Source organism: Acinetobacter sp. 809848 (genome assembly GCF_000581275.1).
In the GTDB taxonomy this organism is placed as follows: domain Bacteria; phylum Pseudomonadota; class Gammaproteobacteria; order Pseudomonadales; family Moraxellaceae; genus Acinetobacter; species Acinetobacter pittii.
The window spans coordinates 1-22870 of the sequence record NZ_JEXG01000002.1; the positions used below are offsets into that span (position 1 = coordinate 1).

Consider the following 22870-nt stretch of genomic DNA (forward strand, 5'->3'; position numbering starts at 1 on the left):
CTGCTTTCTCCCGTAGGACGTATGCGGTATTAGCATTCCTTTCGAAATGTTGTCCCCCACTAATAGGCAGATTCCTAAGCATTACTCACCCGTCCGCCGCTAAGATCAGTAGCAAGCTACCTCTCTCCGCTCGACTTGCATGTGTTAAGCCTGCCGCCAGCGTTCAATCTGAGCCATGATCAAACTCTTCAGTTAAAATCATTTTGCACCTTATTTAAAGACAAGGTGCCAATTCTGGCTCATCAATTACTGACTTAAATTTCGCTCAAATAAACTTCGAGTAATTTAAACCAATCAATCAATGAAAATTATTTCGATTAATCAATCAGTAAAAATCCACACAAGTTGTTCTTCAATTCTCTTAATGATCTTCTTCCTGGTTCGTCACCAGCAAGCTAGGTCGGCTATATTACTCTTAATCTCTTAAAAGTCAACAGGTAATTTCGATATTTTTAAAACTTATCTCTCAAACCAACTTACCATCAAATTCATCACTTAAAGCAACCAACTTAATTCCAAGTAACTGTTTTTCAACAAGTTTCTATCTGCATCACCGCCGATGGATGTGCATTATAGACCATCTCATCCCCTTTGCAACCTTTTTTTTAAATCAATATCATCAACTGGATACTTTTTAAGCTTTTTAGCATTTTATCTATATTATTTGATCAATTTTACATTGATAATAGGTTATCAATTTTGTATTAAAACATATCTCCACCCAACTGCACATTTAAGTATTAGCCTGGCTGGCGGTTAAGGAATTATATGAATTATTCTAATTTAATTTTACTAAGCGTATTATCTGTAGGTGTTTGTACCTCTCTATATGCTCAAGAAAATACTATAAGTGAATCTTCTGATGCTAGCTCACTAGAAGAAACAGCACCGACTCATACGCGCTCACAAATTATTAAAGATTTAAAAAATATTAAAGTTAAAGATTTAAAAATTAATGCGAATGCAGCACAACCAGATCCTGTAAAAGACCCATTACAATCATTAAATCGTCCAATTTACTCATTTAACGACATGTTGGATCGAAATTTTTTACGCCCAGTTGCTGTGCAATATAGAGAAAAGACTCCAGAAGATGTCCGTGGTTCTTATCGTCAGTTCCGTAAAAATCTTGGAGAACCTTGGAATGCTGTTAACCAGCTTATTCAAGGTCGCCCTGGTCGTGCAGCAAAAACCATAGGTCGCTTTACAATTAATACATTAACGACTCTTGGATTAGCTGACCCTGCCAGCCGTTTAGGTTTACCGACTGAAGAAGAGAATTTTGGTGTAACTCTTGGTTACTATGGTGTTCCTTCTGGCCCATTCCTGATGTTGCCTTTTTTCGGGCCAAGTACCTTACGTGATGGTTTTGGTTTAGCAGTAGACGCCCAAGCACGTCCACAGAAATATGTTATGGATGATCAAGAGGGTCTTTATTGGTCAAGTAATATGTTACAAGCGGTTGATACACGCGCTCAATATCTAGACCTAGATCAGACCTTACAAGGTGATCAATATGCCATGATTCGAGATTTATATCTGCAACGTAAAGCATTCCAAATTGCAGAGAAAAAGGGCGACTCAGCTGATGTATCTTTCATTGATGATGACTCAGAAGATACACCAGATGAGAATCAAAACCCTTAAAAGATGAAATCGAGGTATTGCCCGGATAAGAGTTGGGCAATACCTTGATTTTGATCAAACATACTCTATGATGAATAAAGTGATCATATAAAAGGACTACCATCTCTTCTATGTATTTTATTAAACCGACACGCTCTATCCCTTATTTAGAGCAAGCTTTGGATAAATTGCCAGGCTTACAAGTCATTAACATAGATGATTTAGATTTATATGATCCAACCATCATTGCAATAGCAGATGTACAAGATTTCCTGACATATAAATGGAATTTACCAACGATTGTCATTGCTTTTGAACATGAAGGTAGTGCTTTAGCTCAAGCTTGGGAAGCGGGTGCTCTTGCAGGTTGGGTATGGAATCAACTACCTAACGATTTAAATAAAGCATTATCAAGAATCGATGCTCAATATAAACGTAATCAAGATAGTCGTGATTTACCTTCAGCTGCTGAACTACAAAAAAGACTATTACCTAATCCAATTGATTTATTAAATTATCAAGTCGAAACTTTCTTTCAGCCTTCAGCTTATCTTTCTGGTGATTGGTATGACTACTGGAAATTAAACGATAAGGAAGTTTTATTTTATCTTGCCGATGTTTCAGGACATGGTGTGACCAGTAGTTTATTAACTTCTTGGATGGCAGCTTTCCATGGCCGCTCTAAAACCCCAAGACAATTAATAAAAAAATTAAATGGAATGTTGGTTCAAGAGAATATTGAAAAGCACATTACGATTGTGGTGGGTATTTTAAACCTTGAAACACATACACTTCGCTGGTCAAGTGCTGGGCACTACCCTCCTCCTATCATTTTTGAACCAAATCAAGCTCCAAAAATTTTAACAACAAGTAGTTTCCCATTAGGCTTGACTGATGAACTCGAAGTTGAAGAGCATGTTTGTACATTAAATCATCAAGCACGCTTCATTGTTTGCTCAGATGGAGCACTTGAACCTTTTGATGGGGGGTTAAATGATCAGTTCCAACAATTGGTTCATCATTTGCAAAATCAATCATTCCAAGCACCCGATCATGTGGCTGATGACATTGCCATTTTCAGTCTTTGTCGAATGAATTAATTTACAAATCAATTAATTACATAATATACGACTTAAGGACTCTTGAGTCTGCGATGGCACTATGTGATAATTTTTCTATCCTTCTCTGAAAATGGCATTTATATGTCAACAGGTCATGTTGAATATGCAAGTTTAAATGGAACGCATATTTTCAAACTTATTGGTGAAGTGCGAGCCCATTCTTGTATAAGTCTAGACAAACTTTTAAACAGAATTGAACAGCAAGAGAATGTTGTTGGTGCAATCGTTGATTTAACCCAAACAACATTTATTGATAGTACGGTGTTAGGCATCCTAGCTAAGCTAGGTTTAAAGCTTAAACAAACTCATCATATTCAAGCTGTGATGCTATCTACCAATCCAGATATCACAACCTTAGCCAACAGTATGGGGCTAGGGCAGGTTTTTGTCATTTTGAATTACTGTGGCGATCCCAACGTTTGCACATTAACGTTAACTGATGAACAGATCACTCATAATGCAATGCTAAGAACAGTTCTGGATGCACATAAGACATTGATGAAACTCAATGCAAACAATCAGAATATGTTTGAGCCACTTGTGAAGCAGTTACAGAAAGAACAAGATACGCTTGAACAGGTATCAGATAAGCAAAATGCCTGACTTTAATCATTAAGCCGGATTATTAGAATATGACCCTTATTTCTGTTGCTCAAATGAACTCTCAAGATGATATTGAAAATAATTTTCAAGTCATTGAGTCGTTGATTCAACAAAGTAAGGCGCAAAATGCTAGCCTGATTGTTTTCCCCGAAAACTTTGTATGTTTTGCAGCTGGAAAACAACGCGAAACAGCTGAGCAATTTGAGTCTATTCAACAACGGCTTGAGAAACTAGCACATCAATATCAAATCTGGATTGTGGCCGGTACCTTACCATGCCCATTTCGTCCAGATGGATCTACCATTCAAGATGGTCGAGTCCGGACGGTTAGTCTTTGTATTAGCCCTGAGCGTACAGAAGCACGTTATGACAAGATCCATTTATTTGATGTACAAGTGGGTGATGCTGTCGGTGGTTATCAAGAGTCTCGTTTCTTTGAACCTGGAACAGACGTAGTAGTCACATCTACCCCTTTTGGCAATATTGGCTTAATGGTATGTTATGACTTACGTTTTCCAGAGCTTGCTCTAACTCTGAGACAACAAGGCGCTCATATTCTTACTGCCCCTGCTGCATTTACTTATACAACTGGACAAATGCACTGGCAGCTTTTGCTACAAGCTCGGGCAATGGATAGCCAATGTTATGTTTTAGGCGCAGCACAACAGGGCTGGCATGGTGAAAAACGACAAACCTGGGGACACTCTGGGGCAACAGATAGTCGTGGTCAAATTTTAAGTATGATTGGATATGAAGGGAGTGGTTTAATCACTGTACCCTTTGATTTAACAGCACAAGAACTCGTCCGCTCTTCAATGCCTCTCATGACTCACCGTAAATTGATTCATTATTAAAAGTTTAATTATTCATGTGGAAATACTTATTTAGCATTTTTTGCTTGGGGGCAAATATTCATTGTTATGCAGAGCTTGGTACAACAAACCATTTTGTTTCGCCTACTGCACAGCTCAAATCAGATATTCTTCCAGAAACTCCTAAAAATATCCCCTTGCCCGCTTTTGGCCAAAGAATTATTGGTTGGGGTACAGGCGCAGAAGGTGCAAGACAACGTTTAGAAAATATTCAGCCAGCAGATGTTTCTGTAATTAAAAAACAAGGAACTACGCTTGAAATGATTACTGCATGGCAAGATTTTTATGAACAAGAGCAGCAACGTAATGCAAATAATCCTACTGCGAAGTATCGTGCGCGTTTAATGAAAAAGATTGCAGATTTGTGGTAAACACTTTCATCTAGACTATTTTTATCTTATGGAATAATTGATGTAATTATTCCATTTTTTATATCCCTTAATTTACTTTATTCATAACCTATTCTTATGAACATTTAAGAAACTGAATAGAACGCGATATACTACAAAAGCAATACTAGTTTCTTTGAGGAAGATATGGACCAAGACTGTCAAAACTTAAAGCTTGAGAATCAATTATGTTTCCTCATTTATTCAACGAATTTAGCGCTTAATCAACTCTACAGAAAACTTCTAGCACCTTTGGGCATTACCTATCCCCAATATTTAGTGATGTTAGTGTTATGGGAGCAGGATGAAGTGACTGTTTCAGAAATTGGAGCTAAACTTTTTTTAGAATCATCTACCCTCACTCCTATCTTGAAAAAGTTAGAAGCCTCGCATTTACTTCATCGTACCCGTTCAACTCAAGATGAGAGACAAGTGATTATTACGCTAAGTGATGAAGGAAAAAAATTAAAAGATCAAGCAATCCATATTCCATCAGGCGTATTAGAAGCAAGTTCATGTGATATGACAACACTACTCGGCCTTAAAGATCAACTTACTAAACTCCGTACAAACTTAGTCAAATAAACAGCAATTTTTTTAAAAAATATACTTGTCAAAATAATTAAGTCGTGTACGATATATTTGTATTCAATTTATTTTAGGAATAAAAACGATGTCATTAGAAAAAGTTGTTTATCGTGCAAAAGCTAAAGCAACCGGTGGTCGTGATGGCCGTGCGACTTCATCAGACGGCGTATTAGATGTACAACTTGGTGTACCTAAAGAAATGGGTGGCGCTGGTGGTGCTGTAACAAATCCAGAGCAACTATTCGCAGCTGGTTATTCAGCATGCTTTTTAGGTGCTTTAAAATTTGTTGCAAACCGCGATAAATTTAACATTAGCAAAGACGCTTATGTAGAAGGTGAAGTAGGTATTGGTCCAATTCCTACAGGTTTTAGCATCGAAGCGACTTTAAATGTTTACTTAGTGGGTATGGATCGTGAAGAAGCTGAAAAGTTAGTTGCAGCAGCTCATATTGTTTGCCCATATTCAAATGCAACTCGCAATAATATTGATGTGACGTTTAATATTGTGACTGAATAAGTTTTGATATTTAAAAAATGCCCGAATCAAATCGGGCATTTTTTACATCTTAAATATTATGCTTCACTTGCCTCATTGGTTACGCGAAGTACTTCTTCGAGTGTAGTTTTACCTGTAAGTACTTTGCGCAAACCATCGTCACGAATAGAACCTGAATACTCACGAGCATGATTTTCTAATTCATATTCAGCTGCGTTACCATGAATCAGACGGCGCATAGGTTCATCAACTGGTACGATTTCATAAATCGCTGTACGTCCATTAAAACCTAAATGTGAACAATGATCGCACCCTTTAGCTTCAGGTAACTGCAACAACGGTTCATTATTAATATGCTGAAAAACCTGTTTCTCAAAAGTATCTGCTTCACGCCATGTCATACAATGTGGACATAAAGTACGAACCAAACGTTGAGCAATCACCCCAATTAAAGAACTTGATAATAAGAAGGGTTCAATCCCCATATCTTTAAGTCGAGTAACTGCACCAATAGCTGTATTGGTATGTAGTGTTGATAAAACTAAATGTCCTGTTAAAGATGCTTGAACTGCAATTTCAGCAGTTTCTAAATCACGAATCTCCCCCACCATCACCACATCTGGATCTTGACGTAACATTGCTTTTAAAGCACGAGCAAATGTCATATCCACTTTGGTATTCACTTGTGTTTGACCAATACCTTCGAGTTGATATTCGATTGGATCTTCAGCAGTTAAGATATTACGGGTATTGTCATTTAGATCAGATAAGGCTGCATATAAGGTGGTCGTTTTCCCCGAGCCAGTAGGCCCTGTGACCAAAATAATACCGTGGGGACGATGTACTAACTGAGTTAAACGCTCATAGTCATTAGCCATTAAACCCAAGTGAGTCATGTTGAGTCGGCCCGCTTGTTTATCAAGCAAACGCATAACGACCCTTTCACCATGTGACGATGGCAAAGTTGAAACACGCACATCCACTTCACGGCCTGCAAGACGTAAAGAAATACGACCATCTTGTGGTACACGTTTTTCAGCAATATCGAGCTTCGCCATAACTTTAATACGCGAAACCAGTAAAGGCGCCAATTCACGGCGTGGCTGTACAATCTCACGCAATTGGCCATCTACACGTAATCGTACAGATAGTTTCTTTTCAAAAGCTTCAATATGAATATCAGAAGCCCCTACTCGAATTGCTTCAGAGAGAAGTGCATTGATCAGACGAACAATAGGTGCGTCATCTTCTTGGTCCATCAAATCTTCTGTTTCAGGAACCTGATCGGCCAAACTCAATAAATCCGGATGATCTTCTAAACCAGCTGCAACTTGTTGTGATTCCCCTGTATCACCTGCGTAACTCGTACTTAAGAGCGTATTAAATTCTTGTTCAGTACATAATTGATAATGAGCTGGCTTACCCAAGATGCGTCTTGCTTCCTGTAATGCAATTTTTTCAGTGTTTTGACGTCTAATAATAAATACCTGATCACCGTCATAACGAAATAAAACACCATGACGCTTGGCAAAACTATATGGAACTTGTATTTGTTTCAATATTTGCATCACAATTTATAATGATGAGTAAGATGATTTTGAGTGTACTCTAAGCAGATTACAGCGTGAAGTCTGTTTAACAACTCGGTAGAGGAATTTTGCGTCTTGTTTGAAAATAATGAATATCAGCCTCGCCCCCAGAATTCTTTAAAATGGTGGGGTGAACAGCACTTTGAAATTAACCAGTCCAAAGCATGGCAATTCGGTTCAATGCTCTTTCGTTTAACACGTGGCATAAAAGAATGGCGCATCGAATATTATCGTCCATCTCTCCAAGATGATAATGAACAAGATTGGCACCCAATTGCCGATCCACATTTTGCCTTTCCGCATACGGTTCAAGTAGAACGTTACATGTTTCGAAAGACTAATCCAGAATTTTTACTGATGCCACGTCTGGCAGATCGTTCTGTGGTCATAAAACCTGTTGATCCTATTTACATTCCAGCAGGTCAACGTGGGACTCTATATATCAGCACACCATTATGGATTGCAGGCTTAGTTGAAAGTCAGCATGAACCTTTGTTTGAGATTCCTGTGATTCAGCCTAAAGATACGTGGTTTGGTCCTAATGCGCAGCAAGGAGAAATCTGTTATGCCACTTCCGTGGATGGCCGTACTGATTTGAATCTATTAACACCACGCGCTTTCCGTGCTGTTACTCCAATCGACTTTCACAACACAAGTAATCATCAATTACGCTTTGATCGTATGAATGTGCCAGTTACCGCCCTTCCTCTTTTTTATAGTGAAAGTACAGGTCGTTTGTGGACTTCTCAAATTAAAGTTTATTATGAGGGTTCTGATCGTCCGGCACGTATTCGTATTGAAAACCGTACGCCACCTCTTGCTGGTGAAGTGACCTATGTTCACCCACCACGCTCACCTGGTGGAGCATTATTCAATATGTTTGATTCATTCTTTTAAGAGGTTTATATGGCCGATTCAAATATTCCAAAAGATATCGCTGATAGCCTCAAAAGTATATTTACCAATATCAATACCGAACGTATTAGTGAAATTTTAGTCGCTGTTGTACTGTGTTTCATTGGCTTTGTTCTTGCTCGTATTATTTCGAATACATTTATTAGAACCATTGGCTCACGTTTTAATGCTCACCAACGCCTTGTATGGCGCCGTGGTATTTTTTATTTCATTTTCTTACTCTTCATCATGACAAGTTTGAAAGAAGCTGGGTTCAAACTTAGTGTATTCCTTGGTGCAGCAGGGATTTTAACTGTAGCACTCGGTTTTGCATCGCAAACATCTGCCAGTAACTTGATTAGTGGTTTATTTTTGATTGGTGAAGGTTCATTTGAAGTCGGTGATACGATCCAGATTACTCTCATTCGTGGTAATACAATTGAAGGCGAAGTCATTTCAATTGATTTGCTTTCGGTAAAATTACTTACACTCGACAATGTCTATATTCGTTTGCCGAATGAACAGCTTATTCGTGCGCCTGTACACAACTTGTCTAAATATCCGATACGACGTATCCCAATTACGCTCGCAATCAACTTTCACGAAGATATTATTAAAGTCCGTGAGGTTCTACTAAATGTAGCAGCTCATTATCCACTTGTACTGGATGATCCCAAACCTGCAGTTACGGTTACCGCATTCAGGGAATCATCAATTGAGCTTTTATTCACGATGTGGTGTCGACAAGAGAACTCTTTAAAAGTTCGTGATGAAATGCAAGAACGAATCAGAAATGGATTTTTAGATAACCGAATTGAAATTCCTGTTCCTAAAATGGGCTTGATTGATCGACCGTCTACTGGTTTTGCTGAAGACGATATCGATCAATATAGCAATCAAAAAGAATTAAAACGAGAGCCTAAAGCTTAGGCTCTTGATTCTTCTGTACGGTAGATGACGGGGGTAATGGCGCAAGATAAGCAATAATTAACATTACTCCACCTGCCCCAATAAACGAAATGACTCGAGTTAATGTCGCACTTTGTGATAGATCAAGTAAAATCAACTTTAATACCACAATACCTAAAAGTGCAGCGCCTACAAACCAGAGTTGACGAATCATTTTACGGCTTGAGAATGTAGTTAATACAAATGCCAAAATGACCCAAAGCAATGTCAAACTTAACTGCACTTCACCATTCGTCCAAATTGCTAAGCTCCATAGTGGTGTCCCCCAGTCATGATGTAAGCCCCTAACGACCACACTACTGAATACCAATAACCCAGCTAAAATTGTTGTAATTTTAAAAGTCCACTCTAGTGATTTATCTTGCTCAAAAGCATGTTGATAAATAATAAAGAGCAGACCTGCAAATACTACAATAGAAAGAAAATCAGTTAAGTTAAATAAAGGAACAAAATAAAGGTACTCAGCAGAGCGGCGATCAACGCTCACAACTAGCAACCAAATTAAGCTTAAACACCAAACCGGAATTTGATGTAACAATGCAGTTTTATGAGCCTTATACGCCCAAAGCGAATAAACCACAGGGATAAAAGCCAGAGCAACAACTGGCATTTGTGGAAAGATCGCCAAACCAACTATTGCTAACGCCAACCAGCTTAAACCAGCCCAGACGTTTAAGTATACCGACTCATCCGACTCCGGTTGAGCCATAATAAATAAGCTGCCAAGAATAATGGTAGCGACTAAGAAAGTAGTTTGTTGTAATGAGTCTACCCATTTAAACAACGTAAACACTTGACTCGCAAAGGCTTCACCCAAAACTAACAACAGTAACAGGCTAATTAAAATTAACTGCAAACTTTGCCAGTGCACACGAAGTTTATAGTGAACAACTGCGCTAAATATTGCGATTAGAACTACGGCGAACATCAAATATGGACTCAAAGCATGATGATGCCATGCCATGATTTCTACACCAGCTACAGCACCCGCATACATCCCTAAACACAAGAAAATGCCACTAAACATGCTTGCGCTAAAATAGCGTTGCTCTTTACTGTTGTATTGCAATAAATAAAAGGCAGAAATAAATTGGGCAATTGCATAGATGCTTGTGCTTAGCGTTGGGAACTCTTCATTTGCCCACACCTGATAAAACAGTGCAATAGAGCTAAGTAAAACTAAAACTACACCAATATATCGGCTTAAACGGTAGCGCTCAGTTACTCCCCAAACAATTAAAGCCGTACCTTGAGCAACCCAACCAATTGCTGTCCAATGTGCTCCTTTTGCAAGCGGGAAAATTAAGGCAAAAAACGCAACCGCGAGAATGAAAAAGCTTTTTGCAAGGACCGAAAGCTGTGGATGAGTTTTTTTAATCCAGAAAGTTAATACTGCATAGGTACCTGCCAAGACGGCTGCACCAATCGTCAATGCTTGTGTAGACTCATGTACTAAGTAGGCATGAAGGGTAAAGCCCAGTACTGGCACACTAAAAATAAGACCAACATCCAAGAGCGGAGGTAAACGAATGCCTTCTTGTTTTTCACTTGCTGACGTCCGAGATATATTTTGGCTATAACGAACACTAAGCCAAATAAACAGCGCGATATGGCACCACAAAATCCAGTCTAATGTATTAAATTTTGCGGGTTCTGCATAAAATGCGATTGCACTACCACCAATAAACATTGTGGCAAAAAAAGCTATTTGATTTAAGATTTTCCAAGGCTGAATAAAATTAACCGCAGCAACTGCTAAGTTAATTACTAAGTAATAGCTAAATAAGAAGGTTACATCAGGGCGATATTGCGGAATAACTAAAGGAGCCGCATAAGCCATACCCAGTGCTAATATTGCCAAATAAATAGCTTGTTGTTTTAAGCTCAGGAATACCGTAATAGCTAATAAAATCGTAAACAGAATACTCGCTGTAGTTAGGTTGGCAATTACACCAAAATGATGTGAGAACACAAGTGTCAGGAATACAACAGCCAGCCCGACACCTTGCAGTGCCACAGCAAAAAGCTGATTTTTCTTTTGCAATGTATACCCAAATGCCGTTAACACACCTCCAGCAATCGCAATAAATCCAAGTTTCACACCTAAACTAAGTTGCCAATGCTCGCTTGCAAAACGTAATAGCAACACTACCCCAACCATAAGCACAGCAACAGCAACTCTTAAGATTGGATTACCATGAATCATCCAATCTACGGCTGGTTGCCACCATGCGGTCTGAACATGTGCTGGTTGTTCTGTTTGATTTAAAGGCGCCGTTCCCACTGGGACTAGCGTGTCTGTATTATTGGAACTAACTTGTTCTATTACAGGATTTATAACTTCTGTTTGTATGGTCTCATTTACATGAACAGTTTGTTTTGCTGACTCGAGGTATAATAGTCGAGTATGAAATGCACTGATGGTTTGAATCAAACATAGCAATAAAACCAGTAAAGCCCCACCAGCAATCCACATCCAATGATTGATATAAGCAACTAATGCAACCAAGGCTGCTGCATAAATCACTGTTCTTTGCATGTGAATAGAATAAAGTGGCGTTTTCTGCTGAGAAAACTGCTGTTCTAAATGAGTTAAACGCTCATGCAGATTTGACAGTAATTGAACTAGAATGACAGTAAGTGCAATAGATAAAGCAATAACAGCACTCTGAAATTTAAAACCAATTGAAATGGCTAAAAACAAAGTCAAAGCGATCAAAACAATGATCATTCCCTGTTTGTCTTTTTTATACATGGGCTTAGCAATATGACACCTTCATTACAGGTCATCTTACTTCAAGCCAATACAAGCGTATATTTATACATACAAAATACTGCAAAAATCATAAACCTGCATTCATAGCCGTTTTCACGTAAAATACCCCTAATTCAAATTAAGGAATTGTTCAATGCCACCATTTGTCTTGGTTGATGGGTCCTATTTTTTATTTCGTGCATATCATGCATTACCACCATTGACGACCTCTACAGGGTTACATACCAATGCAATACGTGGGGCAATTTCTGCCATTCAAAAATTAATGCGCCGTATGCAGCCGACACATATGGCTGTCATTTTTGATACGCCTGAGCCAACTTTCCGCCACAAGCTTTCACCTATTTATAAAGGTGATCGCCCTACCATGCCGGAAGAGTTATCTCAACAGATTCCATATTTACATGCATTGATTAAAGCTCAGGGGATTCCTTTATATAGTCTTCCGGGTGCAGAAGCAGATGACATTATCGGTACACTCGCTAAACGTGCCGTACTCGAAGGCCATCATGTACTTATCTCAACCGGAGATAAAGACATGGCTCAGCTCGTCAATGATCATGTAAAACTTGAAGATAGCTTTAAAGATCGTGTCATGGATACCGATGGGGTATTTGAAAAATTTGGTGTTTGGCCAAATCAAATTATCGATTACTTAACCCTTATGGGCGATGCGTCTGATGGCATCATGGGTGTGCCTGGCGTTGGTGCAAAAACAGCAGCTAAGTTACTAACTGAATATGGCACTTTAGACAATATTATTGCCAATGCAGACCAACTTAAAGGCAAACTTAGCCAAAATATTAAAGATAACTTAGACAATATTAAGCTTGATCACCAGTTAGCTAGCATTGTCTGTGATCTTCCTTTAGAACTCGATTGGCATGAGTTAAAGCTTACTGATCCAAATGTTGAGGCTCTACGCAATCTTTATACTGAGCTTGAGTTTAGAAACCAATTACAGTCACTTGATCATCCAAACAATCCAAATAGCTCAAGCTATAAACAACAAGCTTCACAGACTGTTGTTCAAAATGAAGTTAAACCTGCTGAATCTATAGAAACCGAAGATCAAGCAAGCTTAACTAGTCAAGATGACCAGCTTGGAACTGCAAATTATCACACTGTTTTAACCCAAGAAGCATGGGATCAGCTCTGGCAACGCATGCAAAATGCTGATCATTTTGCTATTGATACAGAAACTACAAGTCTGGACTACCGTATTGCCGAGATGGTTGGCTTTTCAATCGCATTTGATGCGAAAGATGCCTACTATGTTCCATTAGCGCATAATTATGAAAATGCACCGCAGCAACTGGATCGTGACCAAATTCTGGCTCAAATTAAGCCTGTGCTAGAAAATGAAGCAGTTAAAAAAATTGGGCATCACCTTAAATATGATGCGCATATCTTTGCCAATCATGGCATAGAACTTAAAGGCTGGTATTTCGATAGCATGCTTGCATCTTATGTATTGAATGCAGCAGCAACTCGTCACGGCATGGATGATGTAGCTCGTGTCTACTTAAGCCACTTAACCACCACTTTTGAACAAATTGCTGGTAAGAGTGCTAAACAAAAAACGTTTAATCAAATTGAGATTGAAGTTGCTGCTCACTATGCTGCAGAAGATGCTCATGTGACTTATCGTTTGTATGAAGTGCTTTCAAACAAACTTAAGCCATTTCCTGAGCTAGAAAATATTTTATATAACATCGAAATGCCAGTTGCCCGTATTTTATCGGGTATGGAAGAAGATGGTATTCGTCTAGATCATGCCTTCTTAGATAAATTAAGCGTTGAATTTGCAAAAACGATGGAAGGGCTTGAAAACCAGGCGATGGAAATTGCAGATGAAACTTTTAATATTGCATCTCCTAAACAAGTAGGCGAAATACTATTTGATAAATTAGGAATCAAAGGCGGTAAAAAAACTGCAACTGGACAATACAGCACGAGTGAAAGTGTTTTAGAAAAAATTGAACATCCTTTAGCGGAAATTATTCTAGAGCATCGCGGTTTAGCAAAGCTGAAAAGTACCTATACTGATCGTCTAGTTGAGCAATCTCATAACGACACGCATCGTGTACATACGAGTTATCACCAAGCGCTCACAGCAACAGGTCGCCTCTCCTCTTCAGATCCTAACTTACAAAATATTCCAATTCGTAGACAAATTGGGCGTCAAATTCGTAAAGCATTCATTGCGCCAGAAGGCCGAGTACTATTGGCTGCCGATTACTCGCAAATTGAATTACGTTTAATGGCTCATTTTTCTCAAGATGAAGCATTAGTACACGCATTCCAGCATGGACAAGACGTTCACCGCCGTACTGCGGCAGAAGTATTGGGCATTGCAATTGAAGATGTGACCAATGATCAACGTCGTCAAGCTAAGGCAGTAAACTTTGGTCTACTGTATGGTATGTCTGAGTTTGGTTTAATTCGTCAGTTAGGTTTCACACGTCAAGAGTCACAGAACTATATCAAACAATACTTCCAGCGCTATCCTGGCATTTACGAATACATGCAACGTACCCGCCAAGTAGCATCGGAACAAGGCTTTGTTGAAACTATTTTAGGTCGTCGTCTTTATACACCAGATATTGATGCACGAAATGTAATGGTACGTAAGGCTGCCGAACGTGCTGCAATTAATGCACCGTTACAAGGTAGTGCTGCTGATATCATTAAACTCGCAATGATTGAAGTCGATAAAATCTTGCCAAAAGATCAAGCCAAACTACTACTGCAAGTACACGATGAATTAGTATTTGAAGCAGATCAAAACATTGCCGAAGAGCTCTCTAAGCAAATCGCGACTGTCATGGAATCTGTAGTAAAAATTTCTGTGCCTTTAGTTGTTGAAGTTGGGCAAGGGCAAAACTGGGATGATGCCCATTAATTAATAGAAATAAAAAAAGGGCTGTATTAACAGCCCTTTTTTTATTGCGTTAAGTTAAAGTCCTGTTAAAAGAACTTTTGCAACTTCATTCATTAAGATCTCGGCAATATAAAGCGCTAAAAAGGCCAAAATTGGAGATAAGTCAATCATTCCCATATTAGGCAATAAACGACGGAATGGTGCGAGTAATGGTTCAGCTAAATCTTGAATCACTTCAATATAAGGTGAACGCGATTGAGTGAACATAACCACCCAACTCAAAATAATTGTCGCGAAAATTAAATAACGGCAGAAACGGATCAGGTCCTGAATCATAGTCACAAATGTCAGAATCACTAAGTGAACCGGACTATTTGGCATAGAACCAGAAAGATACATCACGCCAAAAATTTTCAGTAAATATAAAATAATTAAAAGAACCAACGCAGCCAAATTAAATCGGCCTTTTGCGACCGTCGGAAAAATTCGGCCAAAAATATCAACAATTTTAGTCGCCTTTACGGTCGATAAAACCACAGGATTATAAGGACTTACTGCCGCCAATTGCATTAAAAAACGGAAAAAGACCAATAAAATCGCGACATTAATTAAAATTCCAAAAATTAGCGCAGAATTTGCACCCATAGTTGTCTTATCCTATTTAAGCTATTTCGCACTGTCACTCAATTCTTGAGCCAATTCTTGACTACGCTTCTGTGCAGCAGCCAATGCAGATTGAATATTTTGGGAGATTTGTGCACGGTCAAAAACTTCAAGTGCAGCTTGAGTTGTGCCATTTGGCGATGTCACATTCTTACGAAGTTCAGAAGGAGTATTTGAACTCGTAATTGCCATTTGAGCTGCACCTAATGCCGTTTGAAGAGTCAACGCAGTTGCAACTTTTTCATCAAGTCCTAAATTTTTACCCGCACGGATCATACTTTCCATGAGATAGAAGAAATATGCAGGACCTGAGCCAGAAACCGCTGTTACCGCATCAATTTGAGCTTCGGAGTTTACCCAAATTGTTAAGCCTGTGGCTGCTAAAATCTGACTTGTTAATTCACGATCCGAAGTACCTACTACATCATTTGCATAGATACCATGTGCACCCGTCTGAACTAGAGCTGGCGTATTTGGCATAACTCGAACAATTCGATTGCTATCAATTAAGTTTGATATCGTTTGGATTTCAGCACCAGCAATAATTGAAATAACCAATTTATCTGATAACAGTCCTTTTAAAGGACGTAAAACAGTCGCCAAAACTTGTGGTTTTACTGCCAGTACAACGACATCAGCATTTTTAATTGCAGCTACATTATCTTGTGTCACATGGACTTCTTTTTCTTGCAATAATTGACGTATTTGCTCAACAGGATCTGAAACGGTAATACGTGTTGGCGGTAAACCTCTTGAAATGAGCCCACCAATCAAAGCTTGGGCCATATTACCACCACCAATAAAACAGATATTACTATTTACTGCACTTGTCATAACCATCTTCGCCATTTACCAGATTACAAGAATAAGAAATTAAATCTGGTTGCCATCCTCCTTGCTCACAATACGGAGACTGAGCCAACCAAAATCCTTTCGGTGTAAAAACCCCAAGCATAACATTATCTATGACTAATATTTGAATTGTATGACGAAGCCAAGGCAAAATATGTGCTTCTTGAATTGCTTTTTTTAATGGCCATTGCCCAACACGACCATATAAATGGACCTTTTCACCACCTTGGCGTCGAATAATTTTTAATTTTTTATTTAATAAAGATGCAGACAAACCCATATTTTTTTGAGTAATTTGAAAATATCCTGAAGCACAATGCACTATTTCCCCCATTTGGAAATAATGCTCTGTCTCGGTTTCAACTGGATTTAATTTTTCAACAAGAAAAACTTGCTTACTCAACCTATAAAGATGATGTTGATAACGAACATAATAAAACTGGTTCCAGTGTAATGCCGCTTGTGCATCAGACTTCGAATTAATTACTTCATTTTTTAAACGCTCAACCATTTCAAATGCAGGTCGATATTGCCCATCACCTTTCATCCAAACCGAAAGCAATTGACGCTGACGGGCAGAAGATAGTTTTAATAGCTGATTTAAGTCCAAACATTCGTCCGTACCACAATTTTGCAAATCAACTTTTAAAACTTCTTCTAAAATTTCAGAAGCATCTTGCATCAGATAGCTGGTACGACTAAGTGCTTGCTGCATTTTTGGAAAACGGTTTTGTAAGAAGGGCCAAAGTTCTTCACGCGACCACGCCCGATCATAATGGATATCGTAATTTGTAGGATCATCTATATACTCAATTTCAAGTTGAGTAGTCCACTCGGCAATCTGCTCACGGGTTAAATCCAAAAAAGGGCGCCAAATTGTCATATCTACACGATGATCAATACACTGCATAGCAGCAAGCCCATCAACACCCGCACCCGACAATAAACGCAATATTACTGTTTCAGCTTGATCTTGCTGGTGATGAGCAAGCAATAAAATTTCGTTGGCTTGTAAATGTTGTAGATAAGCGTGATAACGTGCCTGACGTGCTTGAGCTTCCAAATTACCGTCAGTAACTTGAACTTTTTGAATGGTATAAGGAATATTTAAACGAGTCGCTTGTTTAGCAACGAGTTCGCCCCACTCTACACTTTTTGATTGCAGTTGATGATCTATATAAATTACTCGGATCTTTTGAGGGAAAATTTGAGACATCAAATGTAGTAGCAGCATTGAATCCATGCCGCCACTACATCCAATAAGAAAAGTACTATTTTCTGAAAACTCTTGAGCCTGTTTTAAGACGGAATGCCTAAATTTTCGCTGCCAAACTTCATTAAACGTTGATAACGTGCTTCGCATCGTTCATTTGCATCCATTGGTAGCAACTCATCCAAAGCTTGCTTCAAAACTACTTTTAGGTTTTGCATAACTTGCTCAGGGTCTAAATGAGCCCCTTCGCCTTCATCTACTACGTATTCAACAATACCTAGAGATTGTAATTTATCTGCTGTCAAACCTAAAGCTTCACTTGCTTGAGCCGCTTTTTCAGCAGTTTTCCACAAAATAGATGCACAGCCTTCTGGTGAAATCACAGAATAAATACTATGCGACAACATAATTACTCGGTCAGCAACACCAATACCTAAAGCACCACCAGAACCGCCTTCACCAAGTACTGTTGCGACAACAGGAACTTTCAAACTTGAAAGCTGAGCAAGGCTAGTTGCAATTGCTTCAGCTTGTCCACGTTCTTCAGCACCAACACCTGGATAAGCACCCATAGTATCAATAAATGTGAAGACCGGAAGGTTAAAACGCTCTGCCATATCTAATAGGCGTTGAGATTTACGGTAACCTTCTGGGTTAGCCATACCGAAGTTGTGCTTTAATTTTTCACGGGTACTACGACCACGGTGTTGGCCAATAACCATCACAGGCTGACCATCAAAACGAGCAAGACCACCTACCATCGCACCATCGTCACCAAACAAACGATCACCATGCAAGGCATCAAACTCTGTAAAGATTTCACCGACATAATCTAGAAACTGCGGACGATCAGGATGACGTGCAATTTGAACCGTTGTCCACGCTTTGGACTGAGTAGCTTTTTTCATAGGTCGAATATTATCCCTTTAATCGATAAATTTTTCCGACTGAATATTCAATTCAATGTCCCAATGCTTAAACTGCTCTTGCTCATCATGCAAGTCGGCAACTAACAATGGCCATTGTTTGGCATCACCAGAAACACTAAGTTGCCATTGTTGATCATTTATGATGGTCAGTTCAATGGCAGGAAGCATCTGATCACTTCGACTATGGTTGAGTAAAACTGCTAGGCGAAGTAATAAACATAGATAAAGTAATTTATTACCACCAGCCTTCAAAATTTCATTTTTTACATCATTTCGCAATTTACGACGGTGGTGAGCGACCAAATGTGAAAGGTGATTTTGATCAATTTGTGAGAAGCCCGGAATATCAGAATGCTGCAATAAATAAGCACCATGACGGTGATACCCACCATGGCTAATCGCCAAACCAATTTCGTGCAAATAGGCAGCTCGGCGCAGTAAGTCACTGTCTTCACTCGTTAAATTAAGCGATTCTGCAACACCATCAAATAATTGTTGTGCTGTATTTACGACTCTTTCTGCTTGTTTTGGATCAGCGTTATAACGTCCCATTAAAGCTTGTACACTGCGATCGCGGATATCTTCATGTTTAAAACGACCTAATAGGTCATACATGACTCCTTCACGTAATGCACCATCAGAATATGCCAAACGATCAATTTCTAAAACTTCGAAAACTGCGTACAAAATTGCCAATCCGGCTGGCAAAACTGCTCGTCGGTCTTCTCTTAACCCTTCAAAATCAATTTCAGAAATATTTTTAAACTTAAGTAATTTATCTTTGAGTTTATATAAGCCTTCTCGAGTAACGTTTTCTTGTTCATCACTCAAGCCCATATTCACCATAATTTGGCGGCAAGCTTTAATGGTTCCACTAGAACCAACTACAGTATCCCAACCTTCCATTTTATACGTTGTTGCAATAGCTGAAAGTTCTTTACGGGCAGCAACTACTGCTTTATCAAAGGCTTTTTGTGTGATTTCTCCATCGGCAAAGTAAGCTTTTGTATAAGCCACGCATCCCATTTGCAATGACTCAGTGTAAATAGGTTCAAACTCTTCACCAATAATGAACTCAGTAGAACCACCACCAATATCTACAACTAAACGTCGACCACCATTTGCCATGGTATGCGATACGCCAAGATAAATCAGACGTGCTTCTTCTCGCCCAGCAATAATTTCAATAGGTTTAGGCAAAATTTCTGCTGCTTTTTGAATAAATTCATGGCCATTTTTTGCCTGACGCAAAGCATTGGTCGCCACAATTCGTAAGCGATTTGGTTGAACAGAACTTAATCTCCCTACAAAACGAGCCAAGCAGGCTAAGCCTCGTTGCTGAGCGGCTTCTGTTAGGTTTTTATTCTCATCTAAACCAGCTGCGAGCTGTACTTTTTCTGACATCGAAGCAACTTTTTTAACTTCGCCATGATCTACCCGTGCAATTGCAAGGTGAAAACTGTTCGACCCCATATCTATGGCGGCAAGTAATTCTTCATCAATCAGAAAATCAGACATTATTGAACTAAACCCATAACAATTCACGCCTAGAGTAATTCACAAGAATGCAATTGAAAAGCCATTTTCATCAACAATTAGCTGTGATTTAAATTTTTCTATTTATTAGTTGATTGTACAAGTCGATGATGAATATCGTGAGCATCCATTAGACAAATTTAGTTAAGCCTTGAATAATAGCATCAAACCCTTACATTGAACTAAGTAGCTATGTAATACTGATAGAGATAATTTCTCCTGTAATAGCACTTTTTTCTAAAAATTGGAGCCGTACCATGTCTGCGACTATTGTAAATACAACTGATGATAACTTCCAAGCAGATGTTTTAGATGCTGAAACCCCTGTACTTGTTGACTTCTGGGCAGGATGGTGTGCACCTTGTAAAGCGATCGCACCTGTTCTTGAAGACCTATCAAGTGAATATGCTGGTAAAGTAAAAATTGTTAAAGTTGATGTGACTTCTTGCGAAGATACAGCAGTGAAATACAACATCCGTAACATTCCTGCTTTACTACTTTTCAAAAATGGTGAAGTTGTAGCTCAACAAATTGGTGCTGTACCTCGCTCTAAACTTGTTAGCTTTATTGATGAAAACGTTTAAGTCAAAATGCTAAAAAAGAAAATACGCTATACTTTTTTATAGCGTATTTTTTTCGCCTATAAATTGACAAATTTGCTAGGCTGGCTTATATTGCATGCTCAAGAGGCACTGAAGGGAATCATCTTCGTCCGGCTTCTTACAAGACACAAACATAAAGATCGCCACTCGGCAACAGAAATTGTTTTTTCACATTTCTCTTCGAAACAATTAATCAGACTTCTGAATTGTTATTGTGTAAATACAATTGCGATAATCTTTTTTGTATGCGAGCGATTTTTCTCCTTTTTAAACCACACTCTACTCTTTCCTAATTCTGACCCTTATGAATTTAACTGAACTCAAGAAAAAACCAATCGGCGAACTAATTAAAATTGCTGAATTTATGGGCCTGGAAGGTATGGCTCGTAACAGAAAGCAAGATATTATTTTTGCCATTTTGAAACGCCATGCGATGAATGGCGAAGAAATTTTTGGTGACGGCGTTCTCGAAATTCTCTCTGATGGTTTTGGTTTTTTGCGTTCTGCCGCAGGTTCGTATTTAGCAGGTCCGGATGATATTTATGTGAGTCCTTCACAGATCCGACGCTTTAACTTGCGTACAGGTGATACCATCACAGGTACTATTCGCCCTCCAAAAGAAGGTGAGCGTTATTTTGCGTTGCTCAAAGTTAACCAGATTAACTACGACACGCCAGAAAATTCTCGTAATAAAATTTTATTTGAAAACTTAACTCCCCTTTTCCCGACCGAACAATTGGTTATGGAATTAGGTAATGGTACGACAGAAGACTTAACTGCTCGTGTCGTTGATTTAGTTGCGCCAATTGGTAAAGGCCAACGTTCTATTATTGTTGCACCGCCGAAAGCGGGTAAAACAATGTTACTTCAAAATATTGCTCAATCGATTGTTAGAAACAATCCAGAAGTATTCCTGATCGTTCTATTAATTGACGAACGTCCAGAAGAAGTAACCGAAATGGAGCGTACTGTTCGCGGGGAAGTTATTGCGTCAACCTTTGATGAAGCACCAGCTCGCCATGTACAAGTTGCAGAAATGGTAATTGAAAAAGCTAAACGTCTTGTTGAACATAAAAAAGATGTTGTGATTCTTCTTGACTCTATTACCCGCCTTGCACGTGCTTACAACACAGTAATCCCATCATCAGGCAAAGTGTTAACTGGCGGTGTAGACGCTCATGCATTAGAGCGCCCTAAACGTTTCTTTGGTGCTGCGCGTAATATCGAAGAAGGTGGTTCACTTACGATCATCTCTACTGCTTTGATTGAAACAGGCAGTAAAATGGATGATGTAATTTATGAAGAGTTCAAAGGTACAGGTAACCAAGAGATTACGCTTGATCGCCGTATTGCTGAAAAACGTGTCTTCCCTGCTATGAATATCAAAAAATCTGGCACACGTCGTGAAGAGCGTTTAATGGATGAAGATAAATTACGTAAAGTATGGATTCTTCGTAAGCTACTTCACCCTATGGATGAATTGGCAGCAATGGAATTCTTACTTGACCGCATGAAAGAAACCAAAACAAATGATGATTTCTTTGATCAAATGAAACGTAAAGCTTCAACTTAAGTAATTAAGCCTTCAAAAAAAGCCACTCTTTTGAGTGGCTTTTTATTTGGTTGACAAGCTTTACACAAAAATACATTTTGCTTATTTTTATGTAAAATTATTTATAAGCTTTTGATAATAAATATTTTTGCATAAAAAAGCTTAGTTTTTTTAGTAGCTTACCTCTACCTTTTCCAATATACACGAGCTGATTAATTGTTTTTTTCTGTTAAAAAACAGTCTGTTTTTCTCTTTTTCATACGTTTTTTTGACAGACGACAGTAGTATTTCAGCATTTGCAGTGATAGCATAGCGGCAGACCAGTTAGACTGCTCCATGCGTTGTTACCTAGCTACGTTTTAGGAATAATAAAAGCAAAACAGTCCAACTTAGGTTTTTTTAATCTCAAATCTTTTTTGTGAGAGTGATGCCATGTTATTCAAAAAATTCGCTGTTGCTGCTGCTGTTGCTGCTACTTTAGCTTTCGTTGGTTGTTCTAAGAAAGAAGAAGCTCCTGCTGCTGCTTCTGAAGCTGTAGCTGCTGCTTCTGAAGCTACTGAAGCTGCTTCTGAAGCTGCTGTAGCTGTTGACGCTGCTGCTTCTGAAACTGCTGCCGCTGCTTCTGACGTTGCTGCTGCTGCTTCTGACGTTGCTGCTGCTTCTGCTGCACACTAATCTATATTCTAGATTAGATAAAAAAGAGGACATTTTGTCCT

Annotated in this window: 21 protein-coding genes and 1 rRNA gene; 13 read left to right on the forward strand and 9 right to left on the reverse strand. The window is 38.8% G+C overall.

Annotation, left to right across the window (positions count from 1 at the left end; genetic code table 11):
* A 16S ribosomal RNA gene (locus J536_RS0104210) occupies positions 1 to 195 on the reverse strand; the annotation flags it as partial.
* Positions 196 to 768: 573 nt separating this feature from the next.
* Here J536_RS0104210 and J536_RS06430 point away from each other — a divergent pair.
* The 7 genes from J536_RS06430 (at position 769) to J536_RS06460 (ending at position 5716) form a co-directional block, all read left to right on the forward strand.
* The gene (locus J536_RS06430; protein ID WP_002117157.1) at positions 769 to 1647 is read left to right on the forward strand and encodes a VacJ family lipoprotein; all 879 of its coding nucleotides are present in this window, start codon (positions 769 to 771) and stop codon (positions 1645 to 1647) included.
* 110 nt (positions 1648 to 1757) lie between these two features.
* Positions 1758 to 2726 carry an RsbU family protein phosphatase GigA gene (gene gigA / locus J536_RS06435; RefSeq protein WP_002117221.1) on the forward strand — a complete coding sequence of 323 codons (969 nt, stop codon included), beginning with the start codon at positions 1758 to 1760 and terminating at the stop codon, positions 2724 to 2726.
* Between the two features lie 102 nt (positions 2727 to 2828).
* Positions 2829 to 3350 carry an anti-anti-sigma factor GigB gene (gene gigB / locus J536_RS06440; RefSeq protein ID WP_002117273.1) on the forward strand — a complete coding sequence of 174 codons (522 nt, stop codon included), beginning with the start codon at positions 2829 to 2831 and terminating at the stop codon, positions 3348 to 3350.
* 29 nt (positions 3351 to 3379) lie between these two features.
* Positions 3380 to 4204 carry a carbon-nitrogen hydrolase family protein gene (locus J536_RS06445; RefSeq protein ID WP_005066320.1) on the forward strand — a complete coding sequence of 275 codons (825 nt, stop codon included), beginning with the start codon at positions 3380 to 3382 and terminating at the stop codon, positions 4202 to 4204.
* A 14-nt stretch (positions 4205 to 4218) separates the two neighbouring features.
* Positions 4219 to 4593 (forward strand): DUF4951 domain-containing protein, encoded by a 375-nt coding sequence (locus J536_RS06450; RefSeq protein WP_005066318.1) that lies wholly within the window; start codon positions 4219 to 4221, stop codon positions 4591 to 4593.
* A gap of 165 nt (positions 4594 to 4758) precedes the next feature.
* Entirely contained in the window at positions 4759 to 5196 is a 438-nt protein-coding gene (locus J536_RS06455) for a MarR family winged helix-turn-helix transcriptional regulator (RefSeq protein WP_005804299.1), read from the forward strand.
* 88 nt (positions 5197 to 5284) lie between these two features.
* The gene (locus J536_RS06460) at positions 5285 to 5716 is read left to right on the forward strand and encodes an organic hydroperoxide resistance protein (protein WP_005066315.1); all 432 of its coding nucleotides are present in this window, start codon (positions 5285 to 5287) and stop codon (positions 5714 to 5716) included.
* Between the two features lie 56 nt (positions 5717 to 5772).
* Here J536_RS06460 and gspE read toward each other — a convergent pair whose 3' ends face one another.
* Positions 5773 to 7263, reverse strand: coding sequence for a type II secretion system ATPase GspE (gene gspE, locus J536_RS06465; protein ID WP_005066314.1), 1491 nt, complete (start codon positions 7261 to 7263; stop codon positions 5773 to 5775).
* Between the two features lie 96 nt (positions 7264 to 7359).
* Between gspE and J536_RS06470 the strand changes: the two genes are divergently transcribed.
* The gene (locus tag J536_RS06470; RefSeq protein WP_002117309.1) at positions 7360 to 8181 is read left to right on the forward strand and encodes a hypothetical protein; all 822 of its coding nucleotides are present in this window, start codon (positions 7360 to 7362) and stop codon (positions 8179 to 8181) included.
* 9 nt (positions 8182 to 8190) lie between these two features.
* A complete protein-coding gene (locus J536_RS06475) occupies positions 8191 to 9108 on the forward strand; it encodes a mechanosensitive ion channel family protein (protein WP_005066312.1) in 918 nt (305 codons plus the stop codon).
* Here the strand turns inward: J536_RS06475 and J536_RS06480 are convergent.
* Positions 9098 to 11902 carry a DUF2339 domain-containing protein gene (locus tag J536_RS06480; RefSeq protein WP_032062452.1) on the reverse strand — a complete coding sequence of 935 codons (2805 nt, stop codon included), beginning with the start codon at positions 11900 to 11902 and terminating at the stop codon, positions 9098 to 9100. The two genes, J536_RS06475 and J536_RS06480, sit on opposite strands and share 11 nt — an antisense overlap.
* A 154-nt stretch (positions 11903 to 12056) precedes the next feature.
* On the opposite strand from J536_RS06480, the gene polA reads away from it, so the two are divergent.
* A complete protein-coding gene (gene polA, locus J536_RS06485; protein ID WP_032062453.1) occupies positions 12057 to 14828 on the forward strand; it encodes a DNA polymerase I in 2772 nt (923 codons plus the stop codon).
* A gap of 54 nt (positions 14829 to 14882) precedes the next feature.
* On the opposite strand, the gene J536_RS06490 is transcribed toward polA, so the two are convergent.
* From J536_RS06490 to ppx, 5 genes are read right to left on the reverse strand one after another with little or no spacing between them, the layout of a single operon-like run.
* Positions 14883 to 15452, reverse strand: coding sequence for a YggT family protein (locus J536_RS06490; RefSeq protein WP_000501183.1), 570 nt, complete (start codon positions 15450 to 15452; stop codon positions 14883 to 14885).
* Between the two features lie 21 nt (positions 15453 to 15473).
* Complete coding sequence (gene proC / locus J536_RS06495) at positions 15474 to 16310, reverse strand: pyrroline-5-carboxylate reductase (RefSeq protein ID WP_005804294.1); 837 nt, start codon at positions 16308 to 16310, stop codon at positions 15474 to 15476.
* Complete coding sequence (tilS, locus tag J536_RS06500) at positions 16285 to 17565, reverse strand: tRNA lysidine(34) synthetase TilS (protein WP_017482375.1); 1281 nt, start codon at positions 17563 to 17565, stop codon at positions 16285 to 16287. Before tilS ends, proC begins: the two co-directional genes overlap by 26 nt.
* Before the next feature lie 56 nt (positions 17566 to 17621).
* Positions 17622 to 18443, reverse strand: a complete 822-nt coding sequence (locus J536_RS06505; RefSeq protein ID WP_032062454.1) for an acetyl-CoA carboxylase carboxyltransferase subunit alpha — start codon at positions 18441 to 18443, stop codon at positions 17622 to 17624.
* Positions 18444 to 18461: 18 nt separating this feature from the next.
* Positions 18462 to 19982, reverse strand: coding sequence for an exopolyphosphatase (ppx, locus tag J536_RS06510; RefSeq protein WP_014208409.1), 1521 nt, complete (start codon positions 19980 to 19982; stop codon positions 18462 to 18464).
* A 275-nt stretch (positions 19983 to 20257) separates the two neighbouring features.
* Here ppx and trxA point away from each other — a divergent pair, with 275 nt between their 5' ends.
* Together trxA and rho are read left to right on the forward strand one after the other, a co-directional pair.
* Positions 20258 to 20584 (forward strand): thioredoxin, encoded by a 327-nt coding sequence (gene trxA, locus J536_RS06515; protein WP_002054512.1) that lies wholly within the window; start codon positions 20258 to 20260, stop codon positions 20582 to 20584.
* Between the two features lie 322 nt (positions 20585 to 20906).
* Entirely contained in the window at positions 20907 to 22175 is a 1269-nt protein-coding gene (gene rho, locus J536_RS06520; RefSeq protein ID WP_002117304.1) for a transcription termination factor Rho, read from the forward strand.
* Between the two features lie 191 nt (positions 22176 to 22366).
* On the opposite strand, the gene J536_RS24940 is transcribed toward rho, so the two are convergent.
* Positions 22367 to 22492, reverse strand: a complete 126-nt coding sequence (locus tag J536_RS24940) for a hypothetical protein (protein WP_002117184.1) — start codon at positions 22490 to 22492, stop codon at positions 22367 to 22369.
* Positions 22493 to 22586: 94 nt separating this feature from the next.
* Here J536_RS24940 and J536_RS06525 point away from each other — a divergent pair, with 94 nt between their 5' ends.
* Positions 22587 to 22829 (forward strand): hypothetical protein, encoded by a 243-nt coding sequence (locus J536_RS06525; RefSeq protein ID WP_002117215.1) that lies wholly within the window; start codon positions 22587 to 22589, stop codon positions 22827 to 22829.
* The last annotated feature ends 41 nt before the right edge of the window (positions 22830 to 22870 follow it).

Coding starts and splice junctions, on each gene's coding strand:
- J536_RS06430 (WP_002117157.1), top strand. CDS start 769: ATGAATTATTCTAATTTAATTTTACTAAGCGTATTATCTGTAGGTGTT.
- gigA (WP_002117221.1), top strand. CDS start 1,758: ATGTATTTTATTAAACCGACACGCTCTATCCCTTATTTAGAGCAAGCT.
- gigB (WP_002117273.1), top strand. CDS start 2,829: ATGTCAACAGGTCATGTTGAATATGCAAGTTTAAATGGAACGCATATT.
- J536_RS06445 (WP_005066320.1), top strand. CDS start 3,380: ATGACCCTTATTTCTGTTGCTCAAATGAACTCTCAAGATGATATTGAA.
- J536_RS06450 (WP_005066318.1), top strand. CDS start 4,219: ATGTGGAAATACTTATTTAGCATTTTTTGCTTGGGGGCAAATATTCAT.
- J536_RS06455 (WP_005804299.1), top strand. CDS start 4,759: ATGGACCAAGACTGTCAAAACTTAAAGCTTGAGAATCAATTATGTTTC.
- J536_RS06460 (WP_005066315.1), top strand. CDS start 5,285: ATGTCATTAGAAAAAGTTGTTTATCGTGCAAAAGCTAAAGCAACCGGT.
- gspE (WP_005066314.1), bottom strand. CDS start 7,263: ATGCAAATATTGAAACAAATACAAGTTCCATATAGTTTTGCCAAGCGT.
- J536_RS06475 (WP_005066312.1), top strand. CDS start 8,191: ATGGCCGATTCAAATATTCCAAAAGATATCGCTGATAGCCTCAAAAGT.
- J536_RS06480 (WP_032062452.1), bottom strand. CDS start 11,902: ATGTATAAAAAAGACAAACAGGGAATGATCATTGTTTTGATCGCTTTG.
- polA (WP_032062453.1), top strand. CDS start 12,057: ATGCCACCATTTGTCTTGGTTGATGGGTCCTATTTTTTATTTCGTGCA.
- J536_RS06490 (WP_000501183.1), bottom strand. CDS start 15,452: ATGGGTGCAAATTCTGCGCTAATTTTTGGAATTTTAATTAATGTCGCG.
- proC (WP_005804294.1), bottom strand. CDS start 16,310: ATGGTTATGACAAGTGCAGTAAATAGTAATATCTGTTTTATTGGTGGT.
- tilS (WP_017482375.1), bottom strand. CDS start 17,565: ATGGATTCAATGCTGCTACTACATTTGATGTCTCAAATTTTCCCTCAA.
- J536_RS06505 (WP_032062454.1), bottom strand. CDS start 18,443: ATGAAAAAAGCTACTCAGTCCAAAGCGTGGACAACGGTTCAAATTGCA.
- ppx (WP_014208409.1), bottom strand. CDS start 19,982: ATGTCTGATTTTCTGATTGATGAAGAATTACTTGCCGCCATAGATATG.
- trxA (WP_002054512.1), top strand. CDS start 20,258: ATGTCTGCGACTATTGTAAATACAACTGATGATAACTTCCAAGCAGAT.
- rho (WP_002117304.1), top strand. CDS start 20,907: ATGAATTTAACTGAACTCAAGAAAAAACCAATCGGCGAACTAATTAAA.
- J536_RS24940 (WP_002117184.1), bottom strand. CDS start 22,492: ATGGAGCAGTCTAACTGGTCTGCCGCTATGCTATCACTGCAAATGCTG.
- J536_RS06525 (WP_002117215.1), top strand. CDS start 22,587: ATGTTATTCAAAAAATTCGCTGTTGCTGCTGCTGTTGCTGCTACTTTA.